Origin of the sequence: Mesorhizobium sp. WSM4313, assembly GCF_002294725.1 — a bacterium.
GTDB lineage: Bacteria > Pseudomonadota > Alphaproteobacteria > Rhizobiales > Rhizobiaceae > Mesorhizobium.
This window is the reverse complement of sequence record NZ_NSFT01000015.1, coordinates 1-26794: the sequence shown is the minus strand read 5'-3', so window position 1 is coordinate 26794 and position 26794 is coordinate 1. Positions and strand designations below refer to the sequence as shown.

General features: G+C 63.7%; 26 protein-coding genes. 15 read left to right on the top strand and 11 right to left on the bottom strand.

What is annotated here, in order from left to right; all coding sequences use genetic code 11:
* Positions 1–1041 carry a class II aldolase/adducin family protein gene (locus CK219_RS25245; RefSeq protein ID WP_095769332.1) on the bottom strand — a complete coding sequence of 347 codons (1041 nt, stop codon included), beginning with the start codon at positions 1039–1041 and terminating at the stop codon, positions 1–3.
* A 192-nt stretch (positions 1042–1233) separates the two neighbouring features.
* Here CK219_RS25245 and CK219_RS25240 point away from each other — a divergent pair, with 192 nt between their 5' ends.
* The 9 genes from CK219_RS25240 (at position 1234) to CK219_RS25200 (ending at position 10762) form a co-directional block, all read left to right on the top strand.
* A complete protein-coding gene (locus CK219_RS25240) occupies positions 1234–2016 on the top strand; it encodes a DeoR/GlpR family DNA-binding transcription regulator (RefSeq protein WP_095769331.1) in 783 nt (260 codons plus the stop codon).
* Complete coding sequence (locus tag CK219_RS25235) at positions 2013–3392, top strand: FGGY-family carbohydrate kinase (RefSeq protein WP_095769330.1); 1380 nt, start codon at positions 2013–2015, stop codon at positions 3390–3392. The genes CK219_RS25240 and CK219_RS25235 overlap by 4 nt, the downstream gene beginning before the upstream one ends.
* Positions 3389–4945, top strand: a complete 1557-nt coding sequence (locus CK219_RS25230; RefSeq protein WP_095769329.1) for a sugar ABC transporter ATP-binding protein — start codon at positions 3389–3391, stop codon at positions 4943–4945. The genes CK219_RS25235 and CK219_RS25230 overlap by 4 nt, the downstream gene beginning before the upstream one ends.
* Positions 4942–5940 carry a COG4158 family protein gene (locus tag CK219_RS25225; RefSeq protein ID WP_095769328.1) on the top strand — a complete coding sequence of 333 codons (999 nt, stop codon included), beginning with the start codon at positions 4942–4944 and terminating at the stop codon, positions 5938–5940. The genes CK219_RS25230 and CK219_RS25225 overlap by 4 nt, the downstream gene beginning before the upstream one ends.
* A gap of 83 nt (positions 5941–6023) precedes the next feature.
* Entirely contained in the window at positions 6024–6962 is a 939-nt protein-coding gene (locus CK219_RS25220) for an ABC transporter substrate-binding protein (protein WP_095769327.1), read from the top strand.
* Positions 6963–7032: 70 nt separating this feature from the next.
* Positions 7033–7926: a sugar phosphate isomerase/epimerase gene (locus tag CK219_RS25215; RefSeq protein ID WP_095769326.1), complete on the top strand. Its 894-nt coding sequence runs from the start codon at positions 7033–7035 to the stop codon at positions 7924–7926.
* 88 nt (positions 7927–8014) lie between these two features.
* A complete protein-coding gene (locus tag CK219_RS25210) occupies positions 8015–8500 on the top strand; it encodes a hypothetical protein (RefSeq protein WP_095769325.1) in 486 nt (161 codons plus the stop codon).
* 125 nt (positions 8501–8625) lie between these two features.
* On the top strand, positions 8626–10065 hold the full coding sequence (locus CK219_RS25205; RefSeq protein WP_095769324.1) for an aldehyde dehydrogenase family protein: 1440 nt from the start codon (positions 8626–8628) through the stop codon (positions 10063–10065).
* Between the two features lie 121 nt (positions 10066–10186).
* Positions 10187–10762 carry a DUF1349 domain-containing protein gene (locus CK219_RS25200; RefSeq protein WP_095769323.1) on the top strand — a complete coding sequence of 192 codons (576 nt, stop codon included), beginning with the start codon at positions 10187–10189 and terminating at the stop codon, positions 10760–10762.
* Between the two features lie 250 nt (positions 10763–11012).
* On the opposite strand, the gene CK219_RS25195 is transcribed toward CK219_RS25200, so the two are convergent.
* From CK219_RS25195 to CK219_RS25180, 4 genes are all read right to left on the bottom strand, one after another.
* Positions 11013–12296 (bottom strand): O-antigen ligase, encoded by a 1284-nt coding sequence (locus CK219_RS25195; RefSeq protein WP_095769322.1) that lies wholly within the window; start codon positions 12294–12296, stop codon positions 11013–11015.
* Between the two features lie 18 nt (positions 12297–12314).
* On the bottom strand, positions 12315–13409 hold the full coding sequence (locus CK219_RS25190) for an acyltransferase (RefSeq protein ID WP_095769321.1): 1095 nt from the start codon (positions 13407–13409) through the stop codon (positions 12315–12317).
* A gap of 116 nt (positions 13410–13525) precedes the next feature.
* Complete coding sequence (locus tag CK219_RS25185) at positions 13526–14704, bottom strand: polysaccharide biosynthesis/export family protein (RefSeq protein ID WP_095769320.1); 1179 nt, start codon at positions 14702–14704, stop codon at positions 13526–13528.
* 184 nt (positions 14705–14888) lie between these two features.
* A complete protein-coding gene (locus CK219_RS25180) occupies positions 14889–15566 on the bottom strand; it encodes a sugar transferase (protein ID WP_095769319.1) in 678 nt (225 codons plus the stop codon).
* A 607-nt stretch (positions 15567–16173) separates the two neighbouring features.
* Between CK219_RS25180 and CK219_RS25175 the strand changes: the two genes are divergently transcribed.
* The gene (locus tag CK219_RS25175; RefSeq protein WP_095769419.1) at positions 16174–16446 is read left to right on the top strand and encodes an exopolysaccharide production repressor exox; all 273 of its coding nucleotides are present in this window, start codon (positions 16174–16176) and stop codon (positions 16444–16446) included.
* Here CK219_RS25175 and CK219_RS25170 read toward each other — a convergent pair.
* The 6 genes from CK219_RS25170 to CK219_RS25145 all read right to left on the bottom strand — a co-directional run bounded on the left by CK219_RS25170 (position 16420) and on the right by CK219_RS25145 (position 22218).
* Positions 16420–18312 (bottom strand): ABC transporter ATP-binding protein, encoded by a 1893-nt coding sequence (locus CK219_RS25170; RefSeq protein WP_095769318.1) that lies wholly within the window; start codon positions 18310–18312, stop codon positions 16420–16422. The genes CK219_RS25175 and CK219_RS25170 overlap by 27 nt on opposite strands.
* An 8-nt stretch (positions 18313–18320) precedes the next feature.
* Positions 18321–19301, bottom strand: coding sequence for a serine kinase (locus CK219_RS25165; protein ID WP_141245405.1), 981 nt, complete (start codon positions 19299–19301; stop codon positions 18321–18323).
* Entirely contained in the window at positions 19298–21208 is a 1911-nt protein-coding gene (locus CK219_RS25160; RefSeq protein WP_095769317.1) for a lasso peptide isopeptide bond-forming cyclase, read from the bottom strand. Before CK219_RS25160 ends, CK219_RS25165 begins: the two co-directional genes overlap by 4 nt.
* 3 nt (positions 21209–21211) lie before the next feature.
* Positions 21212–21628 (bottom strand): lasso peptide biosynthesis B2 protein, encoded by a 417-nt coding sequence (locus tag CK219_RS25155; RefSeq protein ID WP_095769316.1) that lies wholly within the window; start codon positions 21626–21628, stop codon positions 21212–21214.
* On the bottom strand, positions 21612–21911 hold the full coding sequence (locus tag CK219_RS25150) for a PqqD family protein (RefSeq protein WP_095769315.1): 300 nt from the start codon (positions 21909–21911) through the stop codon (positions 21612–21614). Before CK219_RS25150 ends, CK219_RS25155 begins: the two co-directional genes overlap by 17 nt.
* Positions 21912–22065: 154 nt before the next feature.
* Positions 22066–22218, bottom strand: coding sequence for a lasso RiPP family leader peptide-containing protein (locus CK219_RS25145; protein ID WP_095769314.1), 153 nt, complete (start codon positions 22216–22218; stop codon positions 22066–22068).
* A gap of 500 nt (positions 22219–22718) precedes the next feature.
* Here CK219_RS25145 and CK219_RS25140 point away from each other — a divergent pair, with 500 nt between their 5' ends.
* The 5 genes from CK219_RS25140 to CK219_RS25120 form a co-directional block, all read left to right on the top strand.
* The gene (locus CK219_RS25140) at positions 22719–23966 is read left to right on the top strand and encodes a nucleotidyltransferase family protein (protein WP_095769313.1); all 1248 of its coding nucleotides are present in this window, start codon (positions 22719–22721) and stop codon (positions 23964–23966) included.
* 4 nt (positions 23967–23970) lie between these two features.
* The gene (locus CK219_RS25135; RefSeq protein WP_095769418.1) at positions 23971–24999 is read left to right on the top strand and encodes a glycosyltransferase family 2 protein; all 1029 of its coding nucleotides are present in this window, start codon (positions 23971–23973) and stop codon (positions 24997–24999) included.
* A 123-nt stretch (positions 25000–25122) separates the two neighbouring features.
* Positions 25123–25500 carry a hypothetical protein gene (locus tag CK219_RS25130; protein ID WP_095769312.1) on the top strand — a complete coding sequence of 126 codons (378 nt, stop codon included), beginning with the start codon at positions 25123–25125 and terminating at the stop codon, positions 25498–25500.
* Positions 25501–25638: 138 nt separating this feature from the next.
* Entirely contained in the window at positions 25639–26523 is an 885-nt protein-coding gene (locus tag CK219_RS25125) for a glycoside hydrolase family 16 protein (RefSeq protein WP_095769311.1), read from the top strand.
* Between the two features lie 129 nt (positions 26524–26652).
* The coding region (locus CK219_RS25120) for an NAD-binding protein (RefSeq protein WP_245340639.1) at positions 26653–26794 on the top strand (142 nt) is incomplete at its 3' end.

The following is a 26794-nucleotide window of genomic DNA, read 5'->3' as shown; positions in this document are numbered from 1 at the left end:
CTAACCCGCCGCGTTGAGTCTCTGGCGATACTGCTCGGCATCCCAGTTGACCAGCTCGTCATTTTCGGCGGCGGTGAGATAATTCAATCGCGCCGTGGTGTCGATCCGCGCGGTCACGTCGGCGAGGCAGCGCTGCATAGCGTCCGCGCCGGAGCTGGCGTCGCCGCGCATCAGCACGCCGGCGCCCGGAAAGAGGACCGCGACGGGGTTCGTGCCCAGCCGCGCGACGACGTCGGCGACCTTCTCGCCAGGCCTTGCCACCACGGAGCCCCGGCCAAGGAAGATGACGTGGTCAGGGTAGAGGCTGCCGGCTTCGGCGATGCGGCGGCTGTCCGCATCGAGCGCCACCGCATGCGCCTCGATATCTGCCGGCAATCGGTAACCGCTGCCATCGGCAAGTGCCGCCAGCGCCGCTATATCCGGGATCGGTGTCTGCCGCGCCGGGCGGGCCAAAAGCGATCTCACCCGGTGCAGCAGACGCTCCGCATCGGCCACGGTCTCCGCTGCGACGACCAGTCCGTGATTGCCGAGGATCAGCACGTCGACCCCCTGCCGGAGACGCTCGACAATGCCCTGGGCAAGCGGCAGGCCCGGCCGGCGATAGGGGACATAAGCCCACGCGATGCCCTGGAGACGCCGCCCGGCCTCGATCTCGCAATCGGCCTGAACGGCGAATGAGATTGTCTCGACGCAGTGGACATGCAGCACCACTCGCTGCGGCATCAGCGCGTGTACGGTGGTTTCGATCGAAGGGCGCAAGCCGCGCGGATTGAGGGCATCGATGGCAAAGGCCTGCGGCTTGTCGGCGCTCGGATCGCGCCGTTCGAGGGCCTCGACGAGCGGACCCATCGCGACCGGTACCATGATGTCGTCAATCAGCGCGTCCCTCAACCAGGTGCCGGAGGCCTTGATCCACAGCGTGTCCCCTGCCTTCAGCGATGTGTTGCCGCCGGCTGCCTGTGTCAGGTGCGGATCGTCGCCGATGGCTGCCGAAAGTATCCGCAAGGCGGCCAGCTCCTGCGCATCAACTGTGGTCGCCATTGCGATCTTCCTCCAACGGCTCGTCGGTCTCGCACGATCTCCCATTACAGGAGAATGATTGGTGCTGATATCGCAGATGCGAGCGATCTACGTCAACAGTGATCTATTATCGTCAAAACGGGCTTGCAATCCGACTGATGTTGAGTAAGTTGCATCAATTGTCATGGAAAATGGCATTGTCGGGAGGAAGAGTTGAGCGACTCCGGCCGCCAGCGTCAGATCGTCGAGCTATTGCGGGACCGGCCGTTCGCTTCGGTGCGTGAACTGCAGGAGCGGCTTGGCGTGTCGGCGGCGACGGTCAGGCGCGACATCGACAAGATCGACGAGGCCGGCGAAGCCAGGAAGGTCTATGGCGGCATCTCGGCGCTCGACGGCGCCTCGCATGCCGGCATCGCCTATGCGAGGCCCTATGACGAGAACCGTGACCTGGCGGTCGATGCCAAACGGCAAATCGCCGCTGTAGCCGCCACCATGGTGCGCGACGGCGATGCGGTCATCGTCCATGGCGGCTCGACCTGCTTCCATCTCGGCGTCAAGCTTGCCGACCGCAACATTCGCCTCTTCACCAATTCCATGCCGCTCGCCGCCTATCTCAGCGACCATGGCCATTGCAGCCTGACCATCGCCGGCGGCGATCTGCACCGCGAGCCCGGCATCATCCATTCGCTCACCCAGGCCGTGCCGTTTTATGCCTCGAAGTTCTTTCTCGGCGCGCAGGGCCTCGGCCATGAGGGCGTGCTGGAATCGCATCCGCTGCTGGTGCGCTCGATTATCGATCTCAGCCTTTGCGCCGACCAGATCGTCGTGCTGGCGGACAGCCGGAAGCTGTCGATCCACGCCCGCAATGTCGCGCTGCCGCTGTCGCGCATCGGCACGCTGGTGACCGATGACGGCCTGTCCGACGCCGATGCGCGGATGCTGGAAGATGCCGGTGTCACCGTGCGTATCGCCTCGCCTTCGGGAGCCGTCCAGTGAAGGTGGCGGTGCTCGATTTCGGCAAGACCAATTCGAAGCTGTTCGTCTTCGACCAGGACGGGCGCATCCTCGACGAACGGCGCACGAAACCCGACTGGATACGCAAAAGCGGGCTCAGCGTGCTTGACGAAACGGCGCTGCATAACTGGGCGCTGGACGCCCTCAACGAGGCCGCTGATGCCCACGGCATCGAAGGTCTGATGGTGTCGGGCCACGGCTGCACCTTCGCGCTGGTCGACGATACGGCGCTGACGCATCCGATCCTAGACTATGAGCAGGAGCCGCCCGCCGAGATCGCCGCGCGGATCGATCGGCGCATTCCCGACTTCGCCGAGACCTTCTCGCCGCGCCTGCCGCTCGGCTTCAATTATGGCCGCCACATGCTGTGGCTGAAGGAAGTGGAGCCCGGCGCGTTCTCGGCGGCGAAGGCGATTCTCGGTTATCCGCAATATTGGAGCTGGCGCTTCGGCGGCCACGCCGTTTCGGAAGTCTCCTATCTCGGCTGCCACTCGCATCTGTGGGCACCGAGCAAGCGTGACTTCTCCTCGCTGGTCGATGCCGAGGGCTGGCGCGGCCACATGCCCGCCTTCGCGCACGCCGGCGCCGTGACCGGCGAGCGGCGCTTTGGCCGGGCGGGCAGACCGGTCGCCATTCACAACGGCGTCCATGACAGCAATGCCGCGCTCCATGCGTATCGCCGGCAGGACCTCGGGCCGCTCACCGTGGTGTCGACGGGCACCTGGGTGATCGTTCTCAACCCTGACTGTCCGTTCGAGGCGCTCGACCGCGAGCGCGACATGCTGGCCAATGTCGATGTCGACGGCGGCCCGGTGCCTACGATCCGCTTCATGGGCGGGCGCGAATTCGCCGTGATCAGCGGCAACTGGCAAGGCGCGATCGCCTCGGCCGCCATACAGCGGGCGATCGACGCCGGCACGATGGCCGTGCCGAGCTTTGCCCCGGGCGGACCGCTGCCGGGCCGGACGGGCGAGATCCTCGGGCCCGTTTCCGGTGCTGGGGAGCGCGCCGCCGTAGCGCTGCTTTATGTGGCTCTGATGATCGATCTCTCGCTCGACCTGATCCGTTCGGCAGACACCGTCATCGTCGATGGCGGACTGAATGCGGATGGGATGCTTGCCGGCCTCCTGGCGGCGCTGCGGCCCGGCCAATCCTTCCTGCAGGGGGCCACGCTGGAAGGCAGCGCCACGGGCGCCGCGGCTCTCGCCTTCGAGAGCATCGGCCGCGAATTCGCCGCCGATAGGCCGGAGCCGGTACGCGCCGCGGACTTCAAAGGCCTGGATCGCTACCGCGACGACTGGCGCGGCCTTATTGCCGGACGCCACATCGCCGGCGCGGCGGCAGGAGGTGCGCAATGAGCGCCGCCGCCCGCGTCGAGGCGTCGCAAAGGCCGGTGCTGGAGATGCGCCACATCTCCAAGACCTTCGGTCCCGTCCGGGCCCTGCACGACGTATCGCTCACCGTCAATGCCGGCGAACTGCATGCGCTGATGGGCGAGAACGGCGCCGGCAAGTCGACGCTGATGAAGGTGCTGTCCGGCGCCTATCGGCCGGATGCCGGCGGCGAGATCCTGATCGACGGTGCGCCGGTCGCCAGCGGCGATCCGATCAAGGCTCGCGCCCAGGGCATCGCGGTCATCTACCAGGAGCTGTCGCTGGCGCCGAACCTGACTGTGGCGCAGAACATCTTCCTCGGCAACGAGCCGCGTAGGTTCGGCATCGTCGACCGCGACCAGTGCAACCGTCGCGCCAAGGAAATCATCGAGCGGCTCGGCGTCTCCTTTTCGGCGCGCGCCTTGGTCTCTAGCCTGTCGCTGGGCGAGCGCCAGCTGGTCGAGATCGCCCGCGCGCTGTCGACCAGCGCCCGCATCATCGTCATGGACGAGCCGACCACCTCGCTGACCTCGCGCGAGACCGACCGGCTGTTCGAGGTGATCGGGGCGCTGAAGGCACAAGGCATTGCCATCATCTACATCAGCCACCGCATGGAGGAGGTCTACCAGCTCGCCGATCGCGTCAGCGTGCTGCGCGACAGCGGCTATGTCGGCACGCTGGAACGCGCCGATCTCAATGCATCGCGCCTGGTCTCGATGATGGTCGGCCGCGATCTCTCGGCCTTCTACAAGAAGGATCACCGGCCGCCGGATAGTCAGCGCCGGATAGCGCTGTCGGTGCGCGGCATGTCGGACGGCGGATTGCTGAAGGACTGCTCGTTCGATCTTTACCACGGGGAGGTGCTGGCGTTGGCGGGGCTGGTTGGTTCCGGCCGCACCGAACTCGCGAGGCTGATCTTCGGGGCCGACCGCCGCAGCGCGGGCGAGCTGGAGCTCGACGGCAAGCCGATTGCAATCACTTCGCCACGCGAGGCGCTGGAGGCCGGCATTGCTTACCTCACCGAGGACCGCAAGGAGCTCGGGCTGTTTCTCGACATGTCGATCGCCGACAACATCAATATGGGCGTGCTTGCGAAAGACGCGCGCGCCGGCGGTTTTCGTGATTTCACCGCCGCCGAGCGGCGTGCCGCCAAGGCCATCGCCGATCTCTCGATCCGCACGCGCTCGGCGCAGGCCAATGCCGGCTCACTGTCGGGCGGCAACCAGCAGAAGGTGCTGCTTGCCCGCCTGCTCGAGACCGAGCCCAGGGTCGTCATCCTCGACGAGCCGACGCGCGGCGTCGACGTCGGCGCCAAGTCGGAGATCTATCGGTTGATCGACAGTCTTGCCGGCAGGGGCATCGCCATTCTCATGATCTCCAGCGAACTGCCCGAAGTAATCGGGGTGGCCGACCGCGTGCTCGTGATGCGCGACGGCGCCATCGCCGGCGAGGTGACGGCGTCGGAGGGCAGGCCGCTGCGTCAGGAAGAAATCATGGAACTTGCGACGGGGGCGGCTAAGGAAGGACCGACAAGATGACCGACAGCTCCACAGTGGCGAAAGCGGCGGATCAGGCAGCGGTCAGGAGCCGGCGGCTGCGCACGGCCTTCGCCGCGCTCGGCATGCTGCCGGTTCTGGTGCTGCTTGCCGTCGGCTTCCAGTTCATCAACCCGCGCTTCCTTACCGGCACCAACCTGCTCATCGTCAGCCAGCAGTCGTCGATCAATATCGTGCTGGCCGCGGGCATGACCTTCGTCATCCTCACCGGCGGCATCGACCTATCCGTCGGCTCGATCCTCGCGGCCTCGGCGATGGTCGCTGTGCTGGTGTCGCTGGTGCCGGACTGGGGCATGCTCGCCATTCCGGCCGCCATTTTGCTCGGCCTCGGCTTCGGCGTCATCAACGGGCTGCTTGTCGCCTACATCAAGCTGCCGCCCTTCATTGTTACGCTGGGCTCGCTGACCGCCGTGCGCGGCGTCGCCCGCCTGCTCGGCGAGGATACGACAGTCTTCAATTCCGACCTGCCTTTCGACTTCATCGGCAATGGCTCACTGTTCGGCATTCCCTGGCTTGTCATCATCGCGCTGACCGTGGTGGTGCTGTCCTGGCTGGTGCTCAAGCGCACCGTGCTCGGCACCTGGATCTATGCCGTGGGCGGCAATGCCGAGGCGGCGCGCCTCACCGGCATCAAGGTGCCGCTGGTGCTGCTCTTCGTCTATGGCGTGTCGGGCCTGCTCGCGGGCCTCGGCGGCGTCATGTCGGCGGCGAGACTCTACGCCGCCAATGGCCTGCAGCTAGGCCAGTCCTACGAGCTCGATGCCATCGCCGCCGTCATTCTCGGCGGCACCAGCTTCGTCGGCGGCGTCGGCTCGATTTGGGGCACGCTGATCGGCGGGCTGATCATCGCCGTGCTCTCCAACGGGCTCATTTTGGCCGGTGTCTCGGACATCTGGCAGTACATCATCAAGGGATTGGTCATCATCGTGGCGGTCGCCCTCGACCGTTACCGGTTGCAGGCCGGAGCAAGAACGTGATTGACCTCGGTCGCCGGCCTAGACGGGCCGGATTGTGTGTAACGCACCGTGAGAGGCGCGGGGCAATCGGAGGAAGCAAGTAAATGAAGACTATCGCCAAACTGCTCTGCGGCGCAGCCCTCGCGGCCCTCGCCATCGCGCCGGCATCGGCCAAAGACCTCAACAAGGTCGGCATCTCGGTCGGCCTGCTCGGCAACCCGTTCTTCGTCGCCACCATCAAGGGCATCGAGGACGCGGCCAAGAAGATCAATCCGAAGGTCGAGGTGACGTCGGTGTCGGCCGACTACGACCTCAACAAGCAGGTCTCGCAGATCGATTCCTTCATCGCCGCCGGCGTCGATGTCATCATGCTCAATGCCGTCGATGCCAAGGCGATCGCGCCCGCGGTCAAGAAGGCGCAGGCGGCTGGCATCGTCGTCGCTGCCTTCGACGTCTCGGCGCCGGGCGCCGACGTCACCGTGATGACCAACAACGTCAAGGCCGGAGAGGAGGCCTGCCAGTATCTGGTCGATCACACCGGCGGCAAAGGCAACTACGTCATCCTCAACGGCCCGGCCTCGTCCTCGATCCTGGAGCGCGTCAAGGGCTGCAAGAACGTTCTTTCGCAGCACGCCGACATCAAAATCCTGTCCGACGACCAGAACGCCGAGGGATCGCGCGACGGCGGCCTGAAAGTGTTCCAGTCGCTGCTCACCCGCTTCGACAAGATCGACGCGGTGTTCGCCATCAACGATCCTACGGCGATCGGCGCGCAGCTCGCCGCCAAGCAGCTCAATCGCTCGGAATTCATCATCACCGCGGTCGACGGCGCCCCGGACATTGAGAAGGAGTTCGCGTCCGGCACCTCGCTGATCAAGGCCTCGGCCTCGCAGGATCCCTATGTCATGGCCGGCCAGTCGCTGACGATGGCGGCAGATGTGCTTGCCGGCAAGAAGCCGGCCGAGCCGACCGTGCTGCTCGATCCGAAGCTGATTACCGCCGAGAACCTGAAGGACTACAAGGGCTGGACGGCGGCCCGCTAAAAAGCCTGCTCCCAAGGCTGGCGCGGCCGGATCGGTCCGGCCGCGCCTCATTCATCGGACGGAGACGATCATGTCGCGCATTGGTATCCATTCTTTCGTCTGGTCTGCGAGTTCGGCGCAGGCGGATCTCGAACGCACGCTGGCCAACACGAAGGAAGCCGGCTTCGACCTGATCGAATTCTCCTATCTCGATCCGGCGGATGTCGATATCGGCAGGCTGGCCAAAAGCATCACCGATCTCGGCCTGGGCGTAGCGATCAGCATTGGCCTGCCTGCCGACGGCGACATCTCCAGCCCAGACAAGGCGGTCGCCGCGCGCGGCGTCGAGATCCTGAACCGCACCGTCGCCCTCACGCGCGATCTCGGCGGCCAAAAGATCGGCGGCATTCTCTCGGCAAGCCACGGCCTGCAAACCGAACCGCCGACGCGCGATCAGTGGAACCGCAGCGCCGCTACACTTGCCGGGGTTGCGGAAACGGCCAAGGCCGCCGGCGTGACGCTCAATCTCGAAATCGTCAACCGCTTCGAAAGCAACCTGCTCAACACCGCCGCGCAAGGACTAGCTTTCATCGAAGACACCGGCTCCGACAACATCTTCCTGCACCTCGACACCTTCCACATGAACATCGAGGAGGCCGATGTCGGCCTGGCCATCCGCCATGCCGCGAGGAAGATCGGTTATGTCCATATCGGCGAGAGCCATCGCGGCTTTCTGGGCACCGGCAGCATCGATTTCTCGGCGATCTTCGATGCGCTGGCGGCGATCGGCTACAGCGACGATCTCAGCTTCGAATCCTTCTCGTCCGAGATCGTCGACGAGAATCTGTCGCGAAAGACGGCGATCTGGCGCAATCTGTGGACCGACAATATGGAGCTTGCTCGTCATGCGCGCCGCTTCATCGCGGTCGGCCTGGAGACGGCCCGGCGCAAGGCCGATCTCGTCTCGGCTTCGCAAAGGCCCTGACGTCTTCGAGAATGTCGAGCAGTGAATTGCGGCTTTCGAGGGCCATGCTCTGCTAGACTCCTGTTGATTCGTCTCGACAGGAAAAGGCATGAGCAAGGCCCTCGGCACATTCGCACTGGTCACGGTTTTGAGCGCTTTGCTGATGGCGCTGTCATTGGCCGTGGCGAGGCACGGCTATCCCTATGGCGCGTTCGGCGTGAAGCGTCTCGACGGCGTCGCCGACGCCGGCTCGTTCCTGGCGATCGCCGCCGTCTATTTTTTCGCTGCCATGCTGATGATGATCCTGCCCATCCGCGCCGCCGGCGTCGTCCTGACTCACGCGGCCGACGCGATCTTCTGGGCGACGATCGTATTGTTCGCGACCATCGTCGGCTCGCTGCTTGCCAGATGGGCCTTCGGCCAGCACGAGGTGCTCTGGGCGCTTTTCAACTGGCGTTTCCTGTTCGTGGCAGTGATCGTTGCGGCGCATCTCACCATGAACGAGCTTCGCCGCAACGTCCTGCTCAGAAGCCTGTTCTTCGTCGCCTTCGGCGCGGTCACGCTCGCCTGCCTGTTCTGGTCGTTCTCGACCTGATGCGGCAAGGCCCTAGGTTTGTCGCAGAAGGCCGGTAGACCTTCCACGGGACAATCATTATATCATTTGTCCGACAATTGACCGGCCGACGGACTGCCGCTACCCCAGCTTCAAGGAACAAGACAATGACCGTGCTGCGTAAGAACCTGATCGACGGCGAGTGGCTTGGCGAGGCCGGCTCGCGCAACATCAACCCGTCGAACACCAACGACATCGTCGGCGAATATGCTTCGGCCGGGCCTGAGCAGGCAAAGCAGGCCATCGCGGCCGCCAAGGCGGCCTTTCCGGCCTGGTCGCGCTCAGGCCCGCTGGCCCGCCATGCCGTGCTGAAGAAAACCTCCGACGAGATCATGGCACGCAAGGACGAGATCGGCCGGTCGCTCGCGCGCGAGGAAGGCAAGACGCTGGCAGAGGGCGTCGGCGAGACGATCCGCGCCGCGCAGATATTCGACTTCTTCGCCGGTGAGACGCTGCGTCTGTCGGGCGAGATGGTGCCGAGCGTTCGGCCTGGCGTCGGCGTCGAGATGACGCGCGAAGGCGTCGGCGTCGTCGGCATCATCACGCCGTGGAATTTCCCCATCGCCATCCCCGCCTGGAAGATCGCGCCGGCGCTGGCCTACGGCAACACGATCGTCTTCAAGCCGGCCGAGCTGGTTCCTGAAAGCGCCTGGACCATCGTCGATATCCTGCACCGCGCCGGCCTGCCCAAGGGCGTGCTCAACCTCGTCATGGGTAAGGGATCGGTGGTCGGCCAGGCGATGCTCGACAATCCCGATGTCAACGCCATCTCGTTCACAGGCTCGGTCGGGACCGGCAAGCGCGTCGCCGCGGCGAGTGTGGAGCACATGCGCAAATTCCAGCTCGAAATGGGCGGCAAGAATCCGCTCGTCGTGCTCGACGACGCCGATCTCGCGGTGGCCGTCGACTGCGCGGTCAACGGCGCTTATTTCTCGACGGGACAGCGCTGCACGGCGTCCTCGCGCCTGATCGTCACCGACGGCATCCACGACCGTTTTGTCGACGCGATTAAGGAGCGCCTGGACAAGCTCGTCATCGGCGATGCGCTCGATGCCAAGACCCAGATCGGTCCGGTCGTCGACCAGAACCAGCTCAAGCAGGACGAGGATTACATCGCCATCGGCCGCCAGGAAGGCGCCGAGCTCGCTTTCGGCGGTGACCGGCTGGAACGCGGCGCGCCTGGCTTTTACCTGCAGCCTGCGCTGTTTGTCGGCTCGACCAATGCGATGCGCATCTCGCGCGAGGAAATTTTCGGCCCCGTCGCCAATGTCATCCGCGTCAAGGACTATGACGAAGCGCTGGCTGTCGCCAACGACACGCCGTTCGGCCTCACCTCCGGTATCTGCACCACCAGCCTGAAGCACGCGACGCATTTCAAGCGCAATTCCGAGGCCGGCATGGTGATGGTCAACCTGCCGACGGCGGGCGTCGATTTCCACGTGCCGTTCGGCGGCCGCAAGGGCTCGAGCTACGGCCCGCGCGAACAAGGCCGTTACGCGATGGAGTTCTACACCACGGTGAAGACCGCCTATACATTCGCCGGCTAGAGCAATTCCAGGAAAAGTGTTGGCGGTTTTCCGTCCGGAATTGCGCAAAAACAAGGAGATAGGGCGTTTCGCCGTTTCCATGAAACGGTGAAACGCACTAGTCCAATCCGGGAGGAGATCGATGAGCATGGCCGACATGACATGGCTCAACCCGCCGCCGCAGCACACGGTCGGCGACGGCACGCTCACCGTCCGAACAGGCAAGGACACCGACTTCTGGCGCGAGACCTTCTACGGCTTCTGGCGTGACAACGGCCATTTCCTCTACCGTTCCGTCGAAGGTGATTTCAGCGCCGAAGTCACCGTCAAGGGTGACTACAAGGTGCTCTACGATCAGGCGGGGCTGATGCTGCGCCTGAGCGAAACGCACTGGATCAAGGCCGGCATCGAATACACCGACGGGCTGGCATACTTCTCCGTCGTGGTCACCAACGACACCTCCGACTGGTCGCTGGTCGCCATCGCCGCCGGCAAGGACGGCGTCAGGATCCGCCTGACCCGCCACGCCGAGGCGATCCGCATCCAGTATCTGGACGCCTCGGACGGCCACTGGAAACCGGTGCGCCTGGCCTATTTCCCGATCTCGAAAACGGTCGATGTCGGCATGATGTGCTGCTCTCCGCAGCGCGAAGGTTTTGAGGCGACCTTCTCCGGCTTCACGATCGGGCCGGCGATTGCAAGGGACCTGCATGGGTGAGTGCGGAACCGCGTGGTTCTTTCGCGATGCCGCGATAAGGGTGAGACGGCGCCTTGCCAGAGCGGAAGGGCCCGATGTCGTCTGATACTCCGCTGATCCTGTTCTGGACGCGCTGCTTCAACAAACCGGCCGACATTGCGGCCATGCCGCAATGTCCAGTGCCCGTCGAATGGACCAACGACCGGCGACGGCTTGCCGAGGCCGATGCGGTGGTTTTCCATTTGCCGAATTTTCGTGAGGCCAAAGCCCCTCAGGTCGGCGCCGGCATGCGGCCGATGGCCGGCCTCTCGTCCTCGGCGGCAACGGCCATCTGGCGGCGCCGGAAAGCCGGCAATGGGTTCAGCTTGAACAGGCCATAATAAACGATGAAGGACGCCATGAAATAGGGGCCGAGCATCTCGACCTCGAAGAAGGAGCGGATCAGCATCAGCCCGGTCGCGCCGGCAAGCACCACCGAATCGGCACTCCACCCGCCGAACACCACCTTCGATACATGGCCGTAGAAGGCGCGCAGGATGACCAGCGCCAGCAAGGTGACGCCGATGAAGCCGATTTCGACCAGCGTCTCGACATAGGTGTTGTGGAAGTGGAAGCCGGAACGCGTCGAGATATAGAATTCCGCCCACAGCCGCTCCGGATCGGCAAAACCCTGCACCCAATAGGCGGCATAGCCATAGCCGAGCAGCGGACGCTGCTGCGCTGCTTTCCAGCCCTGTTCCCACAGATAGGTGCGGCCGGTGAGCGTCGAATCCTTGCCGAAGATGCCGAGCACGACATCCAGCAGCCCGAGGTTGAGCGCTGCCACCACGCCCGTCACCAGCGCCCCGGCGCCGACGACGAACAGCACCCGGCGATAGCGTCGCGACAGCACCTTGGTCATGGTGAGCAGCATCACGATGCCGATCACCGCCGGCAGCGAGGCCACCGACGTCGCCGAATGGGCGATTGCCAGCATATAGACCGACAAAAGCATGATCGGCGCGGTCCAGACGAAGCCCAGCCAGTTGCGCCGGTAGAAGACAAGGAACGCCAGGCAGAAGAAGATGCCGAGCGAAGAGAAGAAGCCGACCTGGTTCTTGGAACCGAAGGCGCCGACGAAATTGACCGTGCCGTCGATCGTGTCGAGCGCGTAACCACCGACTCCGAGTGAATAGAGCAGCACGAAGAAGATGCCGATTAGCGAGCCGACCACCAGCGTGCGCACGCTGATGGTGCGCGCCGCGACATAGGCGCAGACGATATGCGAGGAATATTGCACCCCCGCGCGCGCGCTGATGCCCGCCGCCTGCGACCAGAACACCGAGAGGCAGACATAGGCCGCAAGCAGAATGGGTAGCCAGGCGCTGGAGAGTTTCCAGGTGAAGCGCCGGTAGTCGACGAACAGCAGCGGCAGCCAGACGGCGTAGTAGGCGAGGATCAGGATCTGGCCGAAATTGGGCGAGTAGGCGAAGGCGAGCGTGGAAACCGCGACGGCGAAAATGCCGTAGGTCTCGTTGCGATCGGGATCGATCAGGATGGATTTCGGAATCTTCATACCGGCTTTTGTCCCGCGCTAAGCCACGGCCCGGGCGCGCTGCATTTGCCGCTGCAGGAAGCGCCGCACCGGCTCATCATAGACGCGCGTGGCGATGTCGGCGATGACGACCACTATCGCCGCCATCACGATGCCGAATAAGGGATGATATGCGAACGGATCGATCGAGAAGGCCTTGCCGGCCCCGGCGATGATCATCAGCAGCGGCGTGTGGATGATGTAGATCGGATAGGAAATCCGCCCGAGCCAGCCATAGAAGCCTGACAGTCGTGGCGCGGTCGGCGCCACCGCGCCGGTCATCACCATGATCGGGAAGACGATGACGATGGCGCAGAGGTCGTAGGCAACGCGCGCGCCGCCGGCAGCCGGGGCGATGGCGAAGACGGCAAGCGTGAGCAGGATCGCGCCCTCGACCCAGAAGCCGCGCCGCAGGAAGCCGAAGCTGCCCTGCCAGCGCGCCATCGATCGGCAGAGCAGCACGCCAAGGAAGAACGAGAAGGTTACGCGCGGCAGCCCGCTGACGATGGTCTTGCCGGTCATGCCGAAATCGAGCGTGCCGGCGAAAACCGAGGCGACGACGAGCAGCACGAGGCTGGCGCCGACGATCCCCGTCAGCACCCGCCGCGACAAGAGCACGAAGACAGCGACATAGGCGATGTTGACGATGAGCTCGAAGAACAGCGACCACGATGCCGGGTTGAGAGGAAAGATCGTATGATAGGCGTCGCTGACCAGCGGGATGAACAGCATGCCGGTTGTCAGCTGCATGCCGATCTCGGACAGCGGCATGTATTCCGCCGGCATCAGTCTGTTCTTGACCAGCAGATAGAAGAAGCCGAGCAGCGTGCCGGCTAGATAGAGCGGATAGAGTCGGATCAGGCGGATGGCCACGAAAGTGCCGAAGCCCATGCCGGTTTCGATCTTGCGGTCATAGGCATGCGCGATGACGAAGCCGCTGAGCAGGAAGAACAGATCGACCGCGAGATAGCTCGACGGCAGCACCTTGCCGTCGGCGAGGAATGGCGAGAAATGGTAGAGCATGACGCTGATCGCCGCCACGCCGCGGATGGCGTCGAGGTTCAGATACACGTGACGCTGGGCTGCGGGCTGCATGTTATGCCTTCAAGCGGTCCAAACAGATCGCTCGCCCGCGCTGCGCGCGAACGAGCCTGGCTTGTCCCTCCCGCCTCCGTTCCCGGTTCGCTTCGGACAAACCCGGGCCGGCGGCGTTATTGGCTGGCCGTCGGCGCCAGCTTCACCTTGATCACGTCGCCCGGCAGGATAGGCGTGTCTTCCTTGGCTTCGACCTCGCTGGTCTTGCCGTCGACGACGCGCACCAGCGAATAGAGCAGGGCTGGCTCTTCATTGCCGGTGTAGGCGGCAGCCGTTGCCGGATCCGATGCCTGTGCGATTAGGCCTTTCTGCATGCCGACCCTCAAGGCCGCCTCGTTAAGGTTCGCTTCCGTTTGCTGCCGATCGGCGGTGAGGCTCGAACTCAGTGTGTTGCGGGCATCAATAGCGTCCTGCTCCGCCTTGCTGATCGACTGCTTGGCGGTGAGGATCGCCGTCTCATAATCCAGGATCTTGCCCTGCAGGTCGGTGACCGACTGCTGCGAGGAAAGCAGGCGCGCATTGGCGACCAGGCCCTTCTGCGCCAGCGGACCGATGCTGTCGGCCTGCTTCGAGGCCAGATCGACCTGCTTCTGCTGGTTGGCGATCTTCTTTTGCAGCGATTCGATTTCCGACTGCAGAACACCCTTCAGGTCGTCGAGTGCGTCGAGCTTCAGCTTCAGCGATTTCTGGTCGGAGACCAGGATCGCCGTTTCGTCGGCGACGATGGTCGGCAATCTCGGATCGCCTTGAATTTCCTGAGGCACCTCGAAAGTCGTCTTCCCGGCGAGGTCGGCGTCGATGCGGGCTCGCTTGACCATCAGCCGCAAGCGCTGGTCGTCATAGATCTCATAGCTGCCCTTGGCGGTAATCAGATCCTTTTCGAGCTGCGGACCATAGTCGGCATTGCGCCGGATACCGCCAGCAATGCTGATTGCCTTGAGCACGGTCAGATCGGGCACGAAGGGAAACTGCCCGGGGTTCTGGACTTCGCCTGAAATGTAGAACGGCCGGAACTGCGCCATCTCGACCGAGGCTTCCGGCTTGTCGGGCAGCGCCAGCTTTCGTTGCAGGGCGAGCCCGATCGCTGAAGCGATCTCGGCCGTCGTCTTGCCGGCGGCCTGCATGTCGCCGACGAACGGCACCGAGAGCATCCCGCCCGGGCCGACCGAGTACTCGCCATTTAGGGCCGACCAATCGCGGAACGTGCCGTCGACCGTCTGCCATTCGGCGACCCGGATGTTGAGCTTGTCCAGCGGTCCAAGCCGATAGTCGCTGGCGGCAGCGACCTGCGGCATGACCAGCAACGCAGCAAGCAAGACGCCGCCGAAGCGGGCTGTGGTCCTGGATATGAGACTGCATGCGAAGGGCAGTCCGAAGAGGTCTTTTGTCAAATACGTTTTCCGATTCGCTTTGGCCCCATCCGCCCGATGAGATCACTGCCGGATGCCTGCCCCGAATCTGGCGGAGCAGGCCCGTCGGTCAATAGCTGCCGCGTGACATCCACACGGCAGGAACAGTCTTGAAGATGATGCGAATATCCTCGGACAACGACCAGTTCTCGACATAATGGCGATCGAAGGCGACGCGCGTGTCGTAGGATACGTCGTTGCGGCCGCTCACCTGCCACAGACCGGTGAGACCAGGGCGCGACTTCAGGTAATAGACCGCCGCGCTGCCGTAGATTTCCAATTCGTCGCGCACGACCGGGCGCGGGCCGACAAGACTCATGTCGCCCTGCAGGATGTTGAGGATCTGCGGCAGCTCATCGAGGCTGAGCTTGCGAAGCACCTGGCCGACGCGGGTGACGCGCGGATCGTTCTTCAGCTTGCGCGTCGCGATCCATTCGGCGTTGGCTTCCGGATTGGCCGCCAGATACGCAGCGAGCACGCGCTCGCCATCCGGCACCATGGTGCGGAATTTGAGGCAGGAGAAAATCCTGCCGCCGCGGCCGATACGCTTGTGGCCATAGAAGATCGGACCATTATCCGAAAGCTTGACCAGCAGCGCGACCATCAGGAAGAGCGGGCTCAGCAAGATCAGCCCAGCCAGGGACCCAACGACATCGAAACTGCGTTTGAGCAGACCGCCGATGGGGGGTGGAAAATCAACGCCGGCCTGCGCAAAACTCGCATTTGCCGACTTGGCGACGTCCCTCATGCAGAAGCTCCATACGTTGAACGGATGGTTTACGGCAAGATACCAAAAAAATGCTGCAGCGCAACACACAATTTCCCATCGCGTTGAAATGTTCACGTCATGAATTGACTAAATAATAAACCTGCCTTGCCCAAATTTTCACCTTTGTGGCGCGTTTATGACAAGGTGAGAGAAAACCAGGAAAATGTAGTCCGCTTTTCGGGCCATTTTTGGACAGTGCATTCTTTGCTGCAGAAGAAACGCGGTTGCAGGCCGCTGGAAGCACTCGCAATGGTAAGTTATTCACATAAAATACTAATCAAAGTCATGAGTTTAACTGAAGCGGCAGACGTCTCATTGAATAGCTCTCGGAGCCAGAGTGTGCGGCGCAGCATGGCAGAGTCGATCTCGTAAAATCGTTGGAAACCATACCTGCACGGCCTTGCTCCGGCAGGCCGGCCTTAATAGAGTCGCAAATTGTTCCTGTCATAGTCTGCACGGGTAAGGAAGGTCGGAAGCAACCGGCCGGATTGGGCAGCCAGAAAGAGCTCTTTGGCGCAACGGGGAGTTACGCGGGTGGGTAAGTCGCAGCTTCTGCATGCTCGTCTCGGTTGAGAGGGCGGCGGTCATGTCTTTGCCGAAATTCATCGTCGGTATGATCTTCGCGCTCGCGATCGTCATCGGCTGGTCCTATTTCGATGGCGCGTCGGCGGGAACCATCCTGCTTCGCACCATCGTCTGCGCCGTCATTATCCAGGCTGGCTATTTCCTTCTGGTCTTTGCCATGATCGGGGGAGCCACGCCGACATCGGCCGACAAGATCCGCGAGGCGGACCGCGGCCCGATCCTGAGCAAGGTCGCCGAAGGCGAAAAGCTAAGCGCCAGACGCAGCCTCCACTGAACGTTCGACCGGCGCGGAGGTCAGCCCGGCCGCGATCGGTGGCGCGCTTTCGCGCTCCGCCTGCTCGCCGGACAGCATCCTTGCAAGCCGGCTGCCGGCTTTCGCCCTCAACCGCCGATATTGTCCGACCTCGACGATGCGTCCGTTCTCGATGGCCACGACCCAGTCGGCGAAGGCGATCATCGACGGCCGGTGCGCGATGGTCAAAATCGTCATCCGGCCGCGCAGCGCCTCGATTGATTGGGCGATCAGCGACTGATTCTGCCAGTCGAGCGCGCTTGTCGCCTCGTCGAGGATGAGCAGTGAGGGTTTGCGCAGCAGCGCACGCGCCAATGCGATGCGCTGCCGCTCTCCGCCGGAAAGGCGGACGCCGCGGTCGCCCACCACCGTATCGAGCCGCGAGTCCAGCCGCTCCACGAAATCGGCCGCATGGGCGTTTCGCAGGGCCGCCCACAATTCTTCGTCGCTGGCCTCGGGCGCCGCAAGGCGCAGATTGGCGGCGATCGTGTCGTGCAGCAGGAACACATCCTGCGGCACATAGGCGACCTGATCGCGCCAGGCTCTGCGATTCTGCACTGTGATCTCCACGCCGTCGGCCAGAATACGTCCTCGGGTGGGTTCAAGCAGCCCAAGCAGCATGTCGGCGATCGTGCTCTTGCCGGAACCCGAAGGGCCGATCAGCGCCGTCACCTTGCCGGCCGGTAGACCGAAGGTGATGTCGCTGACCACCGGTTTGCCGTCGCCCTCGCCATAGGCGAACGCCACATCGCGGATGTTGAGGCCGGTCTCAAGCGACAGCTTTGCGCCTTCGGTCACGTTCTCTTCCGGCTCGCGCTCGGCATCGAAGCGAGCCTGGAGGCTTTGCATCGAAGCATAGGCCGGCAGGTTGATCAGCACCTGTTGGGTCTGAAGCTGCATGTCCATGAAGCGCGGCGCGACCCGCATGAAGACCAGCAGCAGCACGACGATCTCGGCCAGCGACAGGTGAAAGCGAACTAGTGCGATATAGATGAAGAGGCTCAGCCCGATCACGCTCGTAACCTGGAACAGAGCGGTGCCGAGCGAGCTGTTGCGGACGAAGGCGATGTTGTCGGCCTTCATCCTGTCCAGCGTCGCGCCGAGCTCGGCAAAATAGCTTGCCTCGACGTTCAGGCTCTTGGCGACCTTGATGCCGCCGAGGAACTCGGAGACCGTGCGGTATTGGTCCTGGCGATTGCCGGTCAGCGTGCGGCCATAGGCGCTGGCGCGCGCCCGGAACGGCTGCAGCGCAACCAGCAGCACCAGACCGACAAGGATGGCGAAGCACGTCATCACCGGCGAGATGAACAGCGAGACAATGAGATAGCCGGCCAGGAGCAGTGTGGCTTGGGTCAGCATCAGCAGCGAGAAGGCCGCAACCTGCACCCGGTCGACGTCGCCGTTCAGCGCATGGTCCAGATCGGAGCTGCGGATGCGGGTGAAAACGCCCCAGCGCGCCTTGCCGATGCTCTCGAACAGGTTCATGCGCACGCGGTTGACGAAGTCATAGAGCAACCGCGCCATGTAGACCGACTTGAAGCGGTTGAACATCGCTTGCAGCGCCACCAGCGCGACGAGCAGTGAGAGCACGCTCGCGAGCGACAGCGTTCCGCCGGGCACCAGCCGATGCAAGGCCTCCGGCACTCGCACCGCATAGTCCTGGTCGGGCTTGCCGATCAGGCGCAGCAGCGGAACGAGCAGCAGGATCGAAATGCCTTCGGTGAGGCTCCCCAGGATCAGGAAGGCAAGCGCCGTCGCCGCGCGCCGTCCGCCGACATGCGCCACCATGGCGCCGAAACCGGCGACATCGCGCAGAAGCGACAGGCGAAACTTCGAGGACCAGCCCATACCCTGGCTCACCTTGTTCCGCACGCCAGGTCGGATTCGATCGCGGCGACCGCTTCATCGAGCCTGGCGAGTCCGGCCGGCACTTCGAGGCGGTTGACGCCGATCAGCCCGGCGATCTTAGCGCATTGGCTGAGATGCGCGGCGGCGAGATCGCCGGTCAACGCCTGCCGGCCGAAGCGCGTGATGTATGAGAATTTAATGATCGCCGGCAGCGCGGCGACACCGGCAAGCTGCGAGATCGCCGCGCGTTCGCCGCGCTCGAGCACATAGATGCGCGATACCGGCACCGCCACAGTGGCAAATCCGTCGTGCAGCCGGTGCTGCGCCTTGTCGATTTGCGGATGCACCTGCGGGCGCACTTCCGCCTGCTCGAGGCGAATGGCGCCGGCCGCATCCGCGGCCAGCTTGAGCTGCGGAAATCCGGGCAGGATCATCGGTCGTCCAGGGTCGGACAAATCCAGCGCGACGACGTCGTCGGTGATCAGCCGATGGCCGGCACGGATCATCGCGCCCGCCGTCGTCGATTTGCCGGCGCCCTTGTCGCCCATGAAGATCACGCTCTTGCCGCCGACGGCAATGGCGCTGGCATGCAGGACGAGCAGCCCGCGCCGATGCAGGACAAGAGCCATCACCGGCCCGAGCAGCGGAAAGGCAAGCAGCGGGTCGTCGATCCCCGGCGCCGGATCGACATCGATCCGCCTGCCGTCGCTGATCATGAAGGTGCCGACCGCCTGCCAGGAAAGATATTGGCGGGTCGCCTCGAACCGAAAGCCCGTGGCGCCATGCGATGCGCCGTCGGGAAAGTCGATCGGCCCGACCGCGATCTCCAGGTCCGGCGTCGCCGGCGCCGTCAGCGTCAGTTCCGGCAACGCCAGGTCTGAACTGACGATCAGCCCGTAGGCCTTGTAGAAATGGCGGACACGTCCGCCCGGCGCCATTGTCCCGGTGGCGGGCCCCGGTCGCGCAAGGGAAGCGGTCGGAAGCTTCATGCGGGGCTTCCTTGGACTTGCCGCAGCCACAGCGACAGCGAAACCGAACGCCAGACATGCTGGACGTCGGGCAGCGTTGCCTGCTCGGGCTGGCTGAGCAGGCGCTCATAGACGGCGTTCACTTCAGGCAGGTTGACATAGGGCGCGATCCGCTCGCCGTCCGCTATCAGCAGCCTGTCCAGAAGCTCGCGGTGGTTGCCGAGCATGCCCTTGACCAGGTTAGCGGTGAAATCGATCTTGTCGCGCCGCCATTGCACGGCCGGCGGCAGAACGCCTTGCATGGCCCGGCGCAGCACGTGGCGGCCAAACCCGTCCCTGAGTTTTTCCTCCCCGGGCAGCGCCAGGCAGAACTCGACGAGCGGCTTGTCCCAGAACGGATAGCGGGGCTCGACGCCGGAATTGGCGGCGGCCTTGTCGAGCACTTCGAAGGCGTGCGGCACCAGCCCGGTGGACAGCAGCCAGCGATGCGTCAGCGCTTCGCTGGCGCTCACGGCGGCGGGCATGTAGCCGCTGCGATGAAACCGCTCGGCAAGATCCGTGCGCCTGGCAAGGTCCGGATTTACCAGGCCCGCCCAGGCGCGCGGCGCCGATGCCGGCCTCTGCCGCACCTTGCCGACAAGGTGTCTGGCCATCGATCTCATCCGGGCGATCCGCCAACCCGGTCCATAAATGGTCAGGAATTTGAAATAGAGGGAGAACATGCCCTCGCCATAGGTGTTGGCGGCGCTGTGCAATTCGCGCCACAGCTCGAGCCAACGGCCGGCATTGGCGAGTTCATGAAGGTGCCCATGGCCCTGCGAGACGACCTCGTCGCCGCCATGCCCGTCGAGAAGCACCTTGACGCCCTTTGCGCCCGCGGTGCGGTAAAGGTCACGGGTCAATGACAGGCCGGGCGCCAGGAACGTGCCTTCCTGTTCCTCCAGGATACGCTCGAACTCGGCGAAGGGCGCGTAATTGCTCACCGCAATCAGCGTGGCGTCGAGCGGATTGTCGTCGAGCACCGCATCGATGAACGGCTTCTCGTCCATCGACGATCCCTTGTCGAAGACCAGCGAGAAAGTCTTGAGCTTCGGGTTTCGCTTAGCCGCCGCGCGAAGACCGGCAACGCAAGCGATCGAGGAGGAATCGAGCCCGCCACTCAGCATCGCGCCGACGGCCGGCGTGCCGCGCATGCGGTTCTCCACCGATTGCGCGAAGAGATGCCGGAATTCCTCGGCCGCGTCCGGACGTGGCGGCCTCTGCGACGGCTCGATCTGCCAGTAGCGCTGCAACACCACCTGGCGGTCGGCGACCGTCATGCTGTGCTGCGCCGGCAGGCGGAAGATCTCGGCGTAGAGCGTGGCCTGCGGATCGTCCGTCAAGCCGGCGAGGAAGCCGGAAATCTGGTGTTCGCTGAGCCGCCTTCCGACGTCGTCCAGCGCAAGGATCGGCCCGATCTCCGAGGCAAAGGCGAAGCGCCTGCCGGTCGAATGATAGTAGAAAGGTTTGACGCCGAAATGGTCGCGCGCGCAAAACAGCGCCCGGCGCTCGCCATCCCATATCGCGAAGGCGAAATCGCCCTGCAGATAGGTCGGGCAGGCCTCGCCCCACTTAAGGTAGGCGCGCATGATGAGCACCGCGTCGGCGACCGACCGGTCCCGCATGCCGAGCCGCGCCAGAAGCTCGTCGCGATTGTCCAGCCGGCAGTCGGCGGTGATGGCGAGCTTGCCGCCGGCCATCGTCAGCGGGCCGGGGCCCTTCTCACCGGTCGTGTCGAGCCAGGCATGGCCGAGCGCCACGCTGCCGTCCGTCCACCATGAGCTACCGTCGCGGGCGCGGTGGCGCATGCGCGAAAGCATCTCTTGGATATCGCCAGCCGCGGCGGGCCGGCCGTTATCGCTGAGCACGATTCCAGCGACGCCGCTCATCGCTCACGACCCATGGTCGACCAGATGGGCAAATCCTTTGATCGAGCCGCCAAGCACGATGTGGTTGCCGCTCATCAACCAGGCATGCGCCTTGAGCTCGCTGCCGGTCCCTCGTTCGATGCCGATGCTGATTTTCGATGCGCTGCCCTGGCGGGCGAGCAGATATTGTCCGGCCAGCGCTTGGGTCAGGCAGCTGGCGCCCGGCACGAGCCGCGCCGCGACGGCAACGCCCCATGCGACACGCCGCAGGTCGGCGACACTGGCATCGCGTCTGGCGTGCATTGCCGTCACCAGGCGACGGACACGGTTATAGGAGGACAGCGTCAACGCGAGCCGCACAACGCTCACCACCATCAGGCAGCGCGCCAGAAACAGCATTTCCCAGGCGCTCAGCGAGCGGAGCCTAGACCAGTTCCTCATTGTGGAGCCTCGCAAGCCCTGCTTCGCTCAGCCCCTTGAGCAAGCCCTCGACATCGGCCCTGCAGCGTTCGGCATCGACATTGTAGCGCGCAAGTACGGCGCTGCGGATATCGAGCATGGATCGCGGCTCCTGGATCTGCTCCCAGATGAAGGCGCCGACGCCGTTCAGGCTGTAATAGACATTGGATTTGAGGTGGAGTAGCGCCAGTCCGGCGCCGAATTCACAAGCCACCGCCTCGTTCGTCGCGACGACGCGGTCATGGTCCGAAGGGTTCCAGTGCATCCTAAAACCTCGTTGCTGGCCCGTCGCGCCCTATGGCTTCCACCGGGATCGGTTGCCTGCGATCCTCGGCAGGAATCCGGGGGACAACGCCCCCCGGCTCACCTGTTGGAGAGCATCCGGAGCCCCAACTCAGACACCCGGATACATGTGAGTTTTAAGAGAAAGTCAGCTCGCCGACCGGCGTGTGCGCGGGAAAGCTCGCGTCGAGCGCCGTCGTGCCTGCACCGCCCTGCGTGATAGTTTCAATCGAACCGTGAACCGTCAGGCTGGGGGTTTCATACTCATGCTTTTCAACATTCTGTTCCATTGTACTCTCCAATTAAGGACTGGAAGCGGCTGCAGAATGCCGCCAACATATCGCTATGCTGCAGCGCAATTGCTGCATGGCAACATCCATGAGTCAAGCTTGATTTACCAAGCATTAATCAATTCTTGGTTGCGCTCGCATCCGTTGTTAATCAAGGCCTAGGCAGCGTCATCCTAAACCTCACCCATCCAGGAATTCAACCGTAGGTCCGTGCCGTTTAGATAAGCGGTTGATTTGTCTGCGATAATTTTTCAGGCGAAAAAGACATCTCGCAATTGCGAAGAATTTGTCACAAAAAATCGTCATTTTCCGGCCAGCCGGGACGCCCCCGGAATTGTCTTCAAAAGTGATTGAACGTGAGGCGATTTTAAACGCTGGGGTTGCGGTCAGGAGGCGACCTCAGCCGCTTTTGGCGTGAGCGCGTCAATTTTTCCGATGCTTTTCTTCGCAGGTGCAGTATAAACCCTTTGGGCGGCATTTTGCGGAGAACGACATCGGGCATGGCGGTGCAGGATGGCTCCTATGAAAGGCTGCGCGCCGCCGGCTGCGCCGACGAAGTCGCTTATGTGCAGGCCTGCCTGAGGCTGTTTTTCGCGCCACGAGCCAACATCACGGATGGCCGGGTCGATGTGCCCGCGCCGACGGTGTCGGCCACCCCGATCACGGCCACCCCGATCACGGCGACCACAATCTCGGCAACCAATGTCGCCGACATCGCCAGGCTGAACAAGGTCGCCGTGTTCCTGCTCAAGGCGCTCGCGCGGGCGCCCGCGAATACCGCGCCTGCGGAGTTGCCTGGCTGGCTCGACAGCTACCGCCGGCGTACCATGTCCATGAATGTCGCCTGCATTGGCGATTCGGTGGCCATCGCTCGTGTGCTGCGCGACAGGCAGGTCGATTTCGTCTTCCTCAAGGGGCCGCTCCAGCAGCATCTGCTTTATGGCGACCACTTCATGAAGCCATCCGGCGACGTCGATATACTGGTTTCGCCGACCGGTTTCGCCAAGGCCCGCGATGCGTTGCGCACGATGGGCTATGAGGTTGCCGGCAAGTCGCGTTCGGTCTGGTGGGTGCGCTTCCTCGGTGAGCAGCATATGGTGCGCGAAGACGGCGCGAGGGCCTCGACAGTCGACCTCCACCATCGGCTGCAGCAGCCGGGTTCGCCCAGCCCGCGCGACACCGACGGCTTCCTGCGCCGCAAGCGCGCAGTCGAGGTGGCCGGCGCCGCCATGCCGATCATCTCGGCCGCCGACACCTTGCTTTTGTCCTCGATCAGCGTCGCCAAGGCCTTTTTCAACCGCGAGCCCTGCGCCGGCTATGTCTGCGACGTCAGGGCCAGCGTCAGCCGCCTGAGCGAAGCCGAGCAGCGGGGGGTGCTCGACCACGCCGCCGAACAGGGCCTGGCGGATACGCTGCTCTTGGGATTGCGCGCCGCCGACGTGCTGCTCGGCGGCGACGGCACGCTGCTTTCGGATCGCGCCACCCGCATGCTGGCCCGCATCGACAACGCCGACCTCTTCCACATGGTCATGGCGCCGTGGCTCGCGTCCTTGCGCTGGCCGCAGCGCCGCCATGTGCTGTGGGAACTCTGCGGCCGCGAGCCGGTCCGCTACCTGGCTGAAGCCGGCTGGGCGGCGTCCGCCGACCTCAGCCGGCGCATCTTCGAGCGCCCGGCCACGGCCGGGCCGTCGCGGAGCGAAATGATCAGAATCGTGGGCGGGGCGGCCAATCATGCAAGCGAAAGGTGAGCCCATGCCCGTGACGACGCCCATAACGACCTCGGGGGTCTGCGTCATCATCGCCGCGCGCAATGCGGCGCGCACCATTCCCGGCGCCATCGCTTCGGCGCTGCGCGAGGCCGAAGTCGCCGAAGTCATCGTGGTCGACGACGCCTCCACCGACGACACCCGGGATGTGGCTTTGGCCGCCGACGATGGCAGCGGCCGGCTTGCGGTCATCCGTTTCGACGTCAATCGCGGTCCTTCCGCCGCGCGCAACGCCGCCATCCAGGCCTCCAAATCGCCCTTCATCAGCATTCTCGACGCCGACGATTTCTTCCTCGAAGGCCGCTTCCGCCGGCTTTTCGCCAGCACCGACTGGGACTTCGCCGCCGACAACATCATGCTGATCCGCGACGATGCCGCGACCGACCTCGCCAAGGTCGCAGCGCCGCCTTTCGCGGCCGAGCCGGAATTTCTCGATTTCGAGCGCTTCATCGACGGCAACATCTCGCGCCGCCGTGTGCGGCGCGGCGAGCTCGGTTTCCTCAAGCCGGTGATCAGCCGGGCTTTCCTCGAGCGGCATGGGTTGAGCTACGACGAGAACCTCAGGCTTGGCGAGGACTACGAACTCTACGCGCGCGCTGTTGCTTACGGGGCTCGGTTCAAGATCATCAAGTCCTGCGGTTATGGCGCGATCGTGCGCGCCGATTCGCTGAGCGGCCGCCACAGGACGCAGGATTTGAAGCGCCTTGCCGATGCCGATCTGGCGCTGCTCCAGATAGACAGCCTTCCGGAGCGCTCGAAGGCCGCCTTGCGGCGCCATGAGCGCCATGTCCGCGACAAATACCGGCTGCGCAACTTCCTTGATGTGAAGGCCGAGCGTGGGCTGGCATCGGCCGCGGCCTACGCTTTCGCAAGCCAATCGAATCTGATCCCGATCGTGCGCGGCGTCGCCACCGACAAGCTCGACGCGCTGTTCCGCCGCACCGGGATTGTTGCGCGGCAGCAGATGCCGCCGACGCGCTTCCTGATGGCGGCAACCAGCGCCGCAAGCGGGTGATCGCGCATTGTCCCGGAAGCCGCCGTCCCTCAAAAAATCGCATTCCGGAAACTATGATGTTGCCTAGTCGCTGCCGGAATGGCAGTCTATGTTGCAATGCAGCAATTTCGAAAGGCCGATAGGATGGCTTCGATTTTTAGCTTCAGATCCCGGGATCCGGCTCGCGACCGGCAGACCGATCTCCAGCGTTTCGACCGGCTGGCGAAGCTGTTCGACCAGATCGCGGCCGAGATCGAGGCGGAGAAAACCGGACTGGAGAATCGTTATAAGTCGACGGCTGCCAACGCCGCCTTTCTGGTCGAGGCGATGGAGAATGGTTCGGCGTCGGCCAGCAAGGGATCGGATGTCGCCGCGATGACCAAGTCGATCCTGAACTGCGAGCGGCGCATTGCGGAGCTCGTTCGCCAGAAAGGCCTGGTGAAGGAACTGCGTCATTCGCTCGACGCGATCGTCGAGGATGGTGCCGAGCGGTCTGCTGCGCAGGCGACGGCAAGAGGCTGACGGCGCGTCAGGCGCCGTCATCGGTACGAGACGTTACAGGACATTAGAGGAGTTCACAGGGCGGAAGATCGGAAGCGGCTCGCTCATGCGAACCGAGGATGACTTTGGGTTGGGCGGACAACACAAGGTGAGTTTGTTATGAACGCAAATCCGGACAACACCTCCACCGAGGCGGCTTGCGAGGTATCGCAGGCGCCAGGGAGCGGATTAACCAGCCTGAGGCTTGGCGTGGTCGGCGCCCTGTTTGCGGTCGCTGCGGCCCTTGCGGCGAGCCCGCATCCCGCGCATGCGCAAGCGGCGCAGCAAGAGCTGCAAAGCGCGCCGTCCTTCGTCGACAATTTCTCGAATTTCAACCAGTCCCGCTGGTTCGTCTCGGACGGCTGGACCAATGGCGCCCATCAGAACTGCACGTGGTCGAAGGATCTCGTGCGGCTTTCCGACGGCGTGCTTTCGCTGGGCTTCGAAAAGCGCAAGCTGAAGGACCGCGAGTTCGCCTGCGCCGAGATCCAGACCAAGCAGCGCTACGGCTACGGCGTCTATGAGGCACGGATGAAGACCGGCACCGGCTCCGGCCTCAACGCCGCCTTCTTCTCCTATATCGGCCCGCAGGACAAACAGCCTTGGGACGAGATCGACTTCGAGGTCCTCACCAAGGATCCGTCCAAGGTGCAGGTCAACAGCTACATTCAGGGCAAGCCGAAGAACGGCAAACTTGTCGACGTCGAAGGCGGCGCCGACAAGGGCTTCAACGATTATGGCTTCGTCTGGGAGAAGGACCGGCTGCGCTGGTACGTCAACGGCAAGCTCGTCCATGAGGTGACCAACCCCGACGAGTTGCCGAAGCATTCGCAGAAAATCTTCTTCAGCCTCTGGGGCAGCGACAAGCTGGCCAACTGGATGGGCGCCTTTGTCGATCCCGGCAGCAAGGTGACCATGGAGGTCAAGCGCGTCGCTTTCACCGCTTTGGGCCAGCCATGCCAATTCCCGGAATCGCTGGCATGCAGCATTAGCAATTCCAACTAGGCATGATCCCCCAAAGTGGAGCTGATTTTGGGATAGGATCATGCCGAACCAACTTGGCCGTTTGGCCTGGGGACATCTGAACCGGCCGGACCGCTTTTGCGGCCCGGCCTTTGACAGGAATAGAACCAAATGAATTTGACGGTGTTTGGGATTGGCTATGTCGGTCTCGTGCAGGCCGCTGTGCTGGCCGAGGTCGGCCATGAGGTGGTGTGCGTCGATATCGACGAGAAGAAGGTGGAGCGGCTCAACCAGGGCTTGGTGCCGATTTTCG

Coding starts and splice junctions, on each gene's coding strand:
- CK219_RS25170 (WP_095769318.1), bottom strand. CDS start 18,312: ATGGGCTGGTCCTCGAAGTTTCGCCTGTCGCTTCTGCGCGATGTCGCC.
- CK219_RS25225 (WP_095769328.1), top strand. CDS start 4,942: ATGACCGACAGCTCCACAGTGGCGAAAGCGGCGGATCAGGCAGCGGTC.
- CK219_RS25160 (WP_095769317.1), bottom strand. CDS start 21,208: ATGAGCGGCGTCGCTGGAATCGTGCTCAGCGATAACGGCCGGCCCGCC.
- CK219_RS25175 (WP_095769419.1), top strand. CDS start 16,174: ATGTCTTTGCCGAAATTCATCGTCGGTATGATCTTCGCGCTCGCGATC.
- CK219_RS25230 (WP_095769329.1), top strand. CDS start 3,389: ATGAGCGCCGCCGCCCGCGTCGAGGCGTCGCAAAGGCCGGTGCTGGAG.
- CK219_RS25245 (WP_095769332.1), bottom strand. CDS start 1,041: ATGGCGACCACAGTTGATGCGCAGGAGCTGGCCGCCTTGCGGATACTT.
- CK219_RS25140 (WP_095769313.1), top strand. CDS start 22,719: ATGGCGGTGCAGGATGGCTCCTATGAAAGGCTGCGCGCCGCCGGCTGC.
- CK219_RS25220 (WP_095769327.1), top strand. CDS start 6,024: ATGAAGACTATCGCCAAACTGCTCTGCGGCGCAGCCCTCGCGGCCCTC.
- CK219_RS25135 (WP_095769418.1), top strand. CDS start 23,971: ATGCCCGTGACGACGCCCATAACGACCTCGGGGGTCTGCGTCATCATC.
- CK219_RS25155 (WP_095769316.1), bottom strand. CDS start 21,628: ATGAGGAACTGGTCTAGGCTCCGCTCGCTGAGCGCCTGGGAAATGCTG.
- CK219_RS25200 (WP_095769323.1), top strand. CDS start 10,187: ATGAGCATGGCCGACATGACATGGCTCAACCCGCCGCCGCAGCACACG.
- CK219_RS25195 (WP_095769322.1), bottom strand. CDS start 12,296: ATGAAGATTCCGAAATCCATCCTGATCGATCCCGATCGCAACGAGACC.
- CK219_RS25145 (WP_095769314.1), bottom strand. CDS start 22,218: ATGGAACAGAATGTTGAAAAGCATGAGTATGAAACCCCCAGCCTGACG.
- CK219_RS25180 (WP_095769319.1), bottom strand. CDS start 15,566: ATGAGGGACGTCGCCAAGTCGGCAAATGCGAGTTTTGCGCAGGCCGGC.
- CK219_RS25165 (WP_141245405.1), bottom strand. CDS start 19,301: ATGAAGCTTCCGACCGCTTCCCTTGCGCGACCGGGGCCCGCCACCGGG.
- CK219_RS25185 (WP_095769320.1), bottom strand. CDS start 14,704: ATGCCGCAGGTCGCTGCCGCCAGCGACTATCGGCTTGGACCGCTGGAC.
- CK219_RS25150 (WP_095769315.1), bottom strand. CDS start 21,911: ATGCACTGGAACCCTTCGGACCATGACCGCGTCGTCGCGACGAACGAG.
- CK219_RS25190 (WP_095769321.1), bottom strand. CDS start 13,409: ATGCAGCCCGCAGCCCAGCGTCACGTGTATCTGAACCTCGACGCCATC.
- CK219_RS25130 (WP_095769312.1), top strand. CDS start 25,123: ATGGCTTCGATTTTTAGCTTCAGATCCCGGGATCCGGCTCGCGACCGG.
- CK219_RS25205 (WP_095769324.1), top strand. CDS start 8,626: ATGACCGTGCTGCGTAAGAACCTGATCGACGGCGAGTGGCTTGGCGAG.
- CK219_RS25215 (WP_095769326.1), top strand. CDS start 7,033: ATGTCGCGCATTGGTATCCATTCTTTCGTCTGGTCTGCGAGTTCGGCG.
- CK219_RS25125 (WP_095769311.1), top strand. CDS start 25,639: ATGAACGCAAATCCGGACAACACCTCCACCGAGGCGGCTTGCGAGGTA.
- CK219_RS25210 (WP_095769325.1), top strand. CDS start 8,015: ATGAGCAAGGCCCTCGGCACATTCGCACTGGTCACGGTTTTGAGCGCT.